The sequence below is a fragment of the Arthrobacter sp. TB 26 genome (assembly GCF_000427315.1).
Classification (GTDB): domain Bacteria; phylum Actinomycetota; class Actinomycetes; order Actinomycetales; family Micrococcaceae; genus Arthrobacter.
Window position 1 is genome coordinate 1 of record NZ_AUPJ01000126.1, and the last position, 7,247, is coordinate 7,247.

9 protein-coding genes and 1 pseudogene (1 of these 10 running past the window's edge) are annotated in these 7,247 nt (G+C 67.1%); 8 read left to right on the forward strand and 2 right to left on the reverse strand.

The genetic code is table 11. The features are described 5' to 3' along the window. Positions 1-22: 22 nt before the first annotated feature. Entirely contained in the window at positions 23-199 is a 177-nt protein-coding gene (locus K789_RS22235; protein ID WP_035739049.1) for a CsbD family protein, read from the reverse strand. A 134-nt stretch (positions 200-333) separates the two neighbouring features. Here K789_RS22235 and K789_RS0103950 point away from each other — a divergent pair, with 134 nt between their 5' ends. From K789_RS0103950 to K789_RS0103975, 6 genes are all read left to right on the forward strand, one after another. Next, on the forward strand, positions 334-792 hold the full coding sequence (locus tag K789_RS0103950; protein WP_024365621.1) for an SRPBCC family protein: 459 nt from the start codon (positions 334-336) through the stop codon (positions 790-792). Further along, a complete protein-coding gene (locus K789_RS0103955; RefSeq protein WP_024365622.1) occupies positions 792-1,469 on the forward strand; it encodes a pentapeptide repeat-containing protein in 678 nt (225 codons plus the stop codon). The genes K789_RS0103950 and K789_RS0103955 overlap by 1 nt, the downstream gene beginning before the upstream one ends. A gap of 155 nt (positions 1,470-1,624) precedes the next feature. After that, positions 1,625-2,854 (forward strand): thiolase family protein, encoded by a 1,230-nt coding sequence (locus K789_RS0103960; RefSeq protein ID WP_024365623.1) that lies wholly within the window; start codon positions 1,625-1,627, stop codon positions 2,852-2,854. After that, positions 2,854-3,693: an enoyl-CoA hydratase/isomerase family protein gene (locus K789_RS0103965; RefSeq protein WP_024365624.1), complete on the forward strand. Its 840-nt coding sequence runs from the start codon at positions 2,854-2,856 to the stop codon at positions 3,691-3,693. The genes K789_RS0103960 and K789_RS0103965 overlap by 1 nt, the downstream gene beginning before the upstream one ends. A gap of 2 nt (positions 3,694-3,695) precedes the next feature. Beyond that, on the forward strand, positions 3,696-4,583 hold the full coding sequence (locus tag K789_RS0103970; RefSeq protein WP_024365625.1) for a 3-hydroxyacyl-CoA dehydrogenase family protein: 888 nt from the start codon (positions 3,696-3,698) through the stop codon (positions 4,581-4,583). Between the two features lie 51 nt (positions 4,584-4,634). Further along, a complete protein-coding gene (locus K789_RS0103975; protein WP_029704451.1) occupies positions 4,635-5,261 on the forward strand; it encodes a GNAT family N-acetyltransferase in 627 nt (208 codons plus the stop codon). Here K789_RS0103975 and K789_RS0103980 read toward each other — a convergent pair. Continuing rightward, the gene (locus K789_RS0103980) at positions 5,246-6,085 is read right to left on the reverse strand and encodes an SGNH/GDSL hydrolase family protein (RefSeq protein ID WP_024365627.1); all 840 of its coding nucleotides are present in this window, start codon (positions 6,083-6,085) and stop codon (positions 5,246-5,248) included. The genes K789_RS0103975 and K789_RS0103980 overlap by 16 nt on opposite strands. Before the next feature lie 276 nt (positions 6,086-6,361). Between K789_RS0103980 and K789_RS0103985 the strand changes: the two genes are divergently transcribed. Together K789_RS0103985 and K789_RS0103990 are read left to right on the forward strand one after the other, a co-directional pair. Continuing rightward, entirely contained in the window at positions 6,362-7,042 is a 681-nt protein-coding gene (locus K789_RS0103985) for a tyrosine-protein phosphatase (RefSeq protein ID WP_024365628.1), read from the forward strand. A gap of 9 nt (positions 7,043-7,051) precedes the next feature. Continuing rightward, a pseudogene (locus tag K789_RS0103990) lies at positions 7,052-7,247 on the forward strand (S1 family peptidase) (its annotated part continues 1,444 nt past the right edge of the window); the annotation flags it as partial.

Consider the following 7,247-nt stretch of genomic DNA (forward strand, 5'->3'; position numbering starts at 1 on the left):
CCGCCGCCGCTATTCGAAAGGACTAGTCCTTCTTGAAGGCGTCCTTGACGTTCTCGCCGACCTTCTTTGCGTCGGCTACAACCTGGTCCTTCTGGCCCTCGGCGCGAAGCTCGTCGTTGTTCGTAGCGTTGCCAGTAGCTTCCTTGGCCTTGCCGCCGAGGTGCTCTGCTTCGTTCTGAATCTTGTCTCCGATACCCATGGTGTGAACCACCTCTCGTTTCCGGTTGAAATTCAACGTTCATTCACCATAACACAAAGCATGCTTAGTAATTCAAGGGGCATCCTGCGCCGGCGGGATGAAATGTGCGGGGGAGCCGGGCTAGGCTCGATGCTATGGACCACAAAACCAGCCTGACCCAGCATGTCAACGCGCCGGCGGACAAGGTGTGGGCGGTCATTTCCGACATTCCCGGTTCGGCCGCAACCCTGTCCGGCATCGATTCGATCCAGATGCTGTCCGACGGCCCGTACGGCGAGGATACACGCTGGAAGGAAACCCGCACCATGATGTGGCGGGCGGAAACGGTGGAAATGTGGGTGTCCCAGGCCGACCCGCCCCGGAGCACGACAGTGAAGGCGGTGCAGGGCCGGGCGGACTACACCACCCGCTTCGCGCTGGCCGACCGCGACGGCGGCACGTATCTGACGCTGACCTTCGGCGCCGAAATCCGGAATCCCTCCCGGATGAGCAAGCTGGCAATGGCGCTCCTTGGAAAACTGGGCATGCGCATCACCCGCAGGGCCCTCGCCAAGGACCTGGCGGAGATCGCAGCCCGGGCCGAGTCGCTCTGATGGCACGCGGCACCGCAGGGCCGAAGATGCCCAAAGTGACCGCGCCGCGGCTCAGCCCGGTCCGGCTGGCGGACCTCCGGGACGACCCGTCCCCGGATTTCCAGTCGGGGCAGCGGTTCGACGGCGTCCGGTACAGCAAGGCGTCCGCTGACGGGCTGGAACTTGGCGGCACCGACTTCGCCGAGTGCGAGTTCCAGGGGGTTTCCTTCAACGAGACCCAGCTGCGGGGCGCCTCGTTCCGGGACTGCATCCTCGCAGAGCTGTACGCGCCCGTGTTCATGGCGGCCCGGAGCACGCTGCGCGACGTCGAGATCGGCAACCCCCGCTGGGGTTCCGCGGAACTCTATGAAAGCGGCTGGCAATCCGTGCGGATCGACGGCGGCAAGCTCGACTACGTGAACCTCCGCGGTTCCAAGCTCACGGACGTGCAGATCAGCGACTGCATCATCAACGAGCTGGACCTGGGCTCTTGTGCGGCGACGCGGGTGGCGCTGAAGAACTGCACGATCGGCACCCTCGACGTAGCCGGGGCCCGGCTCAAGGACTTTGACATCCGGGGCACGGACTTCCGCGCCATCAGCGGGCTCGAAAGTCTCGCAGGCCTCGTCATCGACGACTACCAGCTAGGCCTGCTGGCCCCGCTGATGGCGAGCCACCTCGGCGTCGTCGTCGCGTAATCCTGCGGGGCCTTCATTGACCCCCTTGCCGCGCCGTGTAATCTTTATAGAACGAACGGTCGGTAAATTGGCGCACTCGCGGGTCGAACGCAGTGACCGCCGCCGATAAGAGTTCTTTCGATGACAGTGCCGTTTATCGCGTGAAGGGTGTACCCATGGCATCAGCAGTTGCAGGACCACAGGCATTTCTCGTAGGCGGTGCCCGCACTGCGGTGGGCCGGTACGGCGGGGCACTTTCCGCGGTCCGCCCCGATGACCTGGCCGCCCTGGTGGTCCGCGAGGCTGTGGCCCGGGCCGGGCTGGACCCGGACAGCATCGACGAGGTCATCCTCGGCAACGCCAACGGCGCCGGCGAAGAAAACCGCAACGTCGCCCGGATGGCCACCATCCTGGCCGGCCTGCCACTGCACATCCCCGGCATCACCGTGAACCGGCTCTGCGCCTCCGGGCTGAGCGCCATCATCATGGCCAGCCAGATGATCAAGTCCGGAGCCGCTGACATCGTGATCGCCGGCGGCGTCGAATCCATGAGCCGCGCCCCCTGGGTCCAGGAGAAGCCCCGGACCGCCTTCGCGAAGCCGGGACAGATCTTCGACACCTCCATCGGGTGGCGCTTCGTCAACCCGCTGTTCCAGACGGGTGAGATGTCCCGCGGCGGGAAGATGACCTACTCCATGCCGGAAACGGCCGAGGAAGTCGCCCGCGTGGACGGCATCACCCGTGAGGATGCCGACGCCTTCGCCGTCCGCTCCCACGAACGCTCGCTCGCGGCCATCGCCGCGGGCCGCTTCGCCGACGAGATCGTCCCGGTCACGGTCAAGACCCGCAAGGGTGAAACCGTCGTCGACACCGACGAGGGACCCCGCGCCGGCACCACGATGGACGTCCTGGCAGCCCTCCGACCCGTCGTCGCCGGGGGCTCGGTGGTCACGGCAGGGAACTCCTCCACCCTCAATGACGGAGCCTCCGCCATCATCGTCGCCTCCGAGGCGGCCATCGAGCGGCTCGGCCTCACACCGCGTGCCCGGATCATCGACGGCGCCTCCGCCGGCTGCGAACCCGAAATCATGGGCATCGGCCCCGTCCCGGCCACCCGAAAAGTGCTCGCCCGGACCGGCCTGAGCGTCGGTGACCTCGGCGCCGTCGAACTCAACGAAGCCTTCGCCACGCAGTCGCTTGCGACCATGCGCCGGCTCGGCCTGGACCCCGAGATCGTAAACCGCGACGGCGGCGCGATCTCCCTGGGGCACCCGCTGGGTTCATCCGGCTCGCGGCTCGCGATCACCCTGCTGGGCCGGATGGAGCGCGAGGACGCCCGGATCGGCCTCGCCACCATGTGCATCGGCGTCGGCCAGGGCACCGCGATGCTGCTGGAGCGCGTCTAGTGGCGGCCGCGACGGGTCTCAACCCGCAGGATTTCAGTACGCTGAAGGTCGAGGAGCGCGGGGACCGGCTGGTGGTGCTCCTGAACCGGCCCGAGGTCCGCAACGCCATCGACCAGCAGATGGTCGACGAGCTGCACGCCGTCTGCGCTGCGCTGGAACAGACCCCAAAGGTGCTGATTATTGCCGGCACGGAGGGCATCTTCGCTTCCGGCGCGGACATCGGCCAGCTGCGCGAACGCCGCCGCGACGATGCCCTGCGGGGCATCAACTCCACGATCTTCGTCCGGATCGCCAAGCTTCCGATGCCGGTCATTGCGGCCCTGGACGGCTTCTGCCTCGGCGGCGGGGCCGAACTGGCCTACGCCGCGGACTTCCGGATCGGTACACCCTCGGTGCGGATCGGCAACCCGGAAACCGGCCTGGGCATCCTGGCAGCCGCCGGTGCCAGCTGGCGGCTGAAGGAACTGGTGGGGGAGCCGGTGGCCAAGGAAATCCTGCTGGCCGGCACGGTGCTGCGCGCCGACCGGGCCCTCGCCGTCAACCTCATCACCGAGATCCACGAGGCCACCGAGCTGATGGCCGCGGCCCACGCACTGGCCGACAGGATCGCCGGCCAGGACCCGCTCGCCGTCCGGATCACCAAGTCGGTGTTCCATGCCCCCGCCGAGGCACATCCCCTGATTGATGAGCTGGCGCAGGGAATCCTCTTTGAATCCCAGGCAAAATTCGACCGCATGCAGTCATTCTTGGATAAGAAAACAGCTAAGAAGGCGGCCAAGTCATCGGCCCAGCAGTCAGCCACGACGTCCGAGCAGGATCCAGACCGGAAGAAGAACTGACCATGAGCAACTCCACACTCCCCGCGAACCTGCCCGCTACTGGCCTTCCCGACTCTGTCGGGGTGCTCGGCGGCGGCCGGATGGGCGCCGGCATCGCGCATGCCTTCCTGATCAACGGTGCCAACGTCCTCGTCGTCGAGCGCGATGAGGAAGCAGCCGAGGCCGCCCGCGAACGGGTGGAATCGGCGGCGGCCAAGAGCATCGAGCGCGGCGCCACGGACGGCAACCTGGACGAAATGGTCTCGCGGCTGTCGGTGACGGTGGACTACGACGACTTCAAGGACCGCCAGCTGGTCATCGAGGCCGTCCCGGAGGACTGGGACCTGAAAGTCGCCTCGCTGCGCGGCATCGAGGAACGCCTGGCCGACGACGCCTACCTCGCCTCCAACACCTCGTCCATCTCAGTCAACGCACTGGCCCGCGAGCTGGCGCGCCCTCAGAACTTCCTGGGCCTGCACTTCTTCAACCCGGTCCCGGCGTCAACCCTGATCGAGGTCGTCCTCGGCGAGCACACCTCCGAGCCGCTGGCCCAGGCCGCCCGCGGCTGGGCCGACGCGCTGGGCAAGACCGCCGTCGTCGTCAATGACGCCCCGGGCTTCGCCTCTTCACGGCTCGGGGTCGCAATCGCGCTCGAGGCGATGCGGATGGTCGAGGAGGGCGTGGCGTCCGCGGAGGACATCGACAACGCCATGGTCCTGGGCTATAAGCACCCCACCGGACCGTTGCGGACCACGGACATCGTGGGCCTGGACGTCCGCCTCGGCATCGCCGAGTACCTCGCCTCCACCCTGGGGGAGCGCTTCGCGCCGCCGCAGATCCTGCGCGACAAGGTGGCCCGCGGCGAACTCGGACGCAAATCCGGCAAGGGCTTCTTCGACTGGAGCAAGTGACCGGCTGACAGGTGCCGGGGCCGGTGCCCCTAGGATGGTGCGGTGACTTCCATGGACCGCCCCGCGATCGCCCCCATCATCCTGACCGGCAAATACGTCATCCTGGAGCCGCTGAGCCCGGACCACCACGACGGCCTCGTGGAGGCGGCCCGGGACGGCGAACTCTGGAAGCTCTGGTACACCAGCGTGCCCGCCCCGGAGCAGATGGCCGCCGAGATTGAGCGGCGACTGGCCCTGCAGGAGAGCGGCTCCATGCTGCCCTTCACCACGCGGCTGCTTGACCCCGCCACCGGCGGGCCGGGCCGCGTGATCGGCATGACCACCTACATGAACATCGACGCCGCCACGCCCCGCGTGGAGATCGGCTCCACCTGGAACGCGGCATCCGCACACGGCAGCGGCAGCAACCCCGACTCCAAGTTGCTGCTGCTGCGGCACGCCTTCGAAACGCTGGGCTGCCCGGCCGTCGAGTTCCGGACCCACTGGCTCAACCACCAGTCGCGCGACGCGATCGCCCGCCTGGGCGCGAAACAGGACGGTGTGCTCCGCAGCCACACCCGCAGCGCTGATGGCGCGCTGCGGGACACCGTGGTGTACTCCATCCTGGAACACGAGTGGCCGATGGTCCGGAACGCCCTGCAGTTCAGGCTGGCGAAGCTGCGCTACGGTGCCGAATAGACTTCGGCGGCGTTCAGTGCTGTGTAGTACGCCAGGTAGCCCTTGGCGTTCGGGTGGAAGCTATCGGCGTTACCGGTGTCGCCGTTGATCCACGGATCTGCCGAGATGATGCCGTGGCCGGTGAAAGCGGCCGTGACGTCAACGTACTGTATCTCGGTGGTCTCGGTATCGGTGGCCCCGACGGCGGCGGCGATGGATCCGTTCAGGCCGTTAGCCAGGGCAGTTGCCTGGAGGATGAACGGGGTCATCGGATCGGCCGGATTGAGGTTGAGCGGGTCGAAGAGGTAGGGGTAGCCCGTCACCACAATCTTGGCGTTCGGCGCGGCCGCCTGCACGCTCTGGATCATCGCGGCCACCTCGCCGGCCAGCTGTCCGCTGCCGATCTTGGCCGCCGCAGTAGCGCTGGCATCGGCGCACGCCCCAGCAAGGTCGGGATCGGCAGAGCCACAGTTGGTGACGATGTCCCCGAACCCGAGGTTGTTGCCGCCGGCCGTGATGGTCACGAGCTCCGTGGTCTTGTTCAGCTGGAGCAGCTGGGTGGCAACGACGTCCTGGGTCGTTTTGCCGCTGCAGGCCGCGTTGGTGATCAGCTTGATGGCCTTGGTATCAGCCGCGAGTTCGGAGTAGGTGTTCTCACTGCGGTAACAATCATTATTTTTGTACGGTCCAGCTCCCTGCCCGGCGGCGTAGGAGTCGCCAAGCGCGATATACGTGGTCTTGTCCACGGCCTGCGCCGGAACCGCCGCCGCGCCGACTGCCATTGCCAGGGTGGCGAGACCGGCAGCCAGGGCCGTTCGACGGCGTCGAAGTTTCAGAGTTCCCATGGTGTTTCCCCTCAGTAGCACGCTGGTTTCAGCGACCGTGCCGCGAAGACGTGTCAGTCCCGGCTGCAGGCGAGCTGAAAAGGAGCCCGGCGGCTACCGGGTTCAGCGCCACCCTACGCGGACGCCCGCACCCCACACCATGCCCAATGGTCCCGTTGTGGGTATCTTTCGCAAATCCTGCCCGTGGATCGCCCCCGGGGTGTGTGCTTAGCTTTCAGGATGACGATTCCTGCCGCCTCCCCAGGCCCAGCCCCGGGAACGACGGTGCCCGAAGCGATGCAGTGGGACGGTGCGGTCAACGCCTGGCACATTGCCGGCAGCGTGTTCCGGATGGGGCGCCGTGAATGGCTCACCGACGCCGGCTGGCAGCAGGCGTACGACGGCGGCATCCGGACGGTGATCGATCTCCGGAACCCGGACGAGATCCGTCGCCGCGACACCGATCCCCGGGTGAGGTCGGAAACCCTGGCCGCGTTCGACGTCGTGCACGCCCCCACCGAGGACCCCGGCAACAGCGAATTCCGCGAGCTCTGCGTTCCCTACCTGAACGATCCGGCGTCCTACGCGGACAACGCCCGGATCTTCCCCGAGAAACTCGCCGCGGTCTTCAAGGCCGTGGCGGCGGCAGCCGGCGGCGTCGTGATCCATTGTTCCGCCGGCCGGGATCGCAGCGGGATGATCGCGGCCATGCTCCAGGACCTCGCCGGAGCGGACGAGGACGCCATTGCCGCAGGCTACGAGCGCGCCATGCGGGGCATTAACGACCACCACCGGGTATCGGGGGTCCCGCATCCGCACGAGCGGTACCTGCCCGAAGAAGTCCTCGCTCCGCTGCTTGAAACACGGCTGGAGAGTCTGCTGCGGTTTGTTCGTCACGTGAAGACCAGGGAATTCTTACGCCACAATGGCATAACGGACCGGGAGTTGACTGCCGTTCTGGCCAAATTGGCGCGCTAGAGTAACCGGGTGAAGACTCCGAGGTATCAGCTGACAGTGCGCGCGGCGGCGGCTGCCGCCATCGCGCTCGCGGGATCGTTCTACTCCGCTCCTGCCCTGGCCGAAGTCGGGGGATCGGGACCCGCGCCGTCAGCTTCGCCGACGGCCTCACCGACGGTGACCGCCAGCCCGGTAGCGCCCGTTGACCCGACGACGGCGGGGGGCG

What these genes read in the sequence shown, in the direction of transcription:
- K789_RS22235 (WP_035739049.1), bottom strand. Translation starts at nt 199, where the DNA reads ATGGGTATCGGAGACAAGATTCAGAACGAAGCAGAGCACCTCGGCGGC.
- K789_RS0103950 (WP_024365621.1), top strand. Translation starts at nt 334, where the DNA reads ATGGACCACAAAACCAGCCTGACCCAGCATGTCAACGCGCCGGCGGAC.
- K789_RS0103955 (WP_024365622.1), top strand. Translation starts at nt 792, where the DNA reads ATGGCACGCGGCACCGCAGGGCCGAAGATGCCCAAAGTGACCGCGCCG.
- K789_RS0103960 (WP_024365623.1), top strand. Translation starts at nt 1,625, where the DNA reads ATGGCATCAGCAGTTGCAGGACCACAGGCATTTCTCGTAGGCGGTGCC.
- K789_RS0103970 (WP_024365625.1), top strand. Translation starts at nt 3,696, where the DNA reads ATGAGCAACTCCACACTCCCCGCGAACCTGCCCGCTACTGGCCTTCCC.
- K789_RS0103975 (WP_029704451.1), top strand. Translation starts at nt 4,635, where the DNA reads ATGGACCGCCCCGCGATCGCCCCCATCATCCTGACCGGCAAATACGTC.
- K789_RS0103980 (WP_024365627.1), bottom strand. Translation starts at nt 6,085, where the DNA reads ATGGGAACTCTGAAACTTCGACGCCGTCGAACGGCCCTGGCTGCCGGT.
- K789_RS0103985 (WP_024365628.1), top strand. Translation starts at nt 6,362, where the DNA reads ATGCAGTGGGACGGTGCGGTCAACGCCTGGCACATTGCCGGCAGCGTG.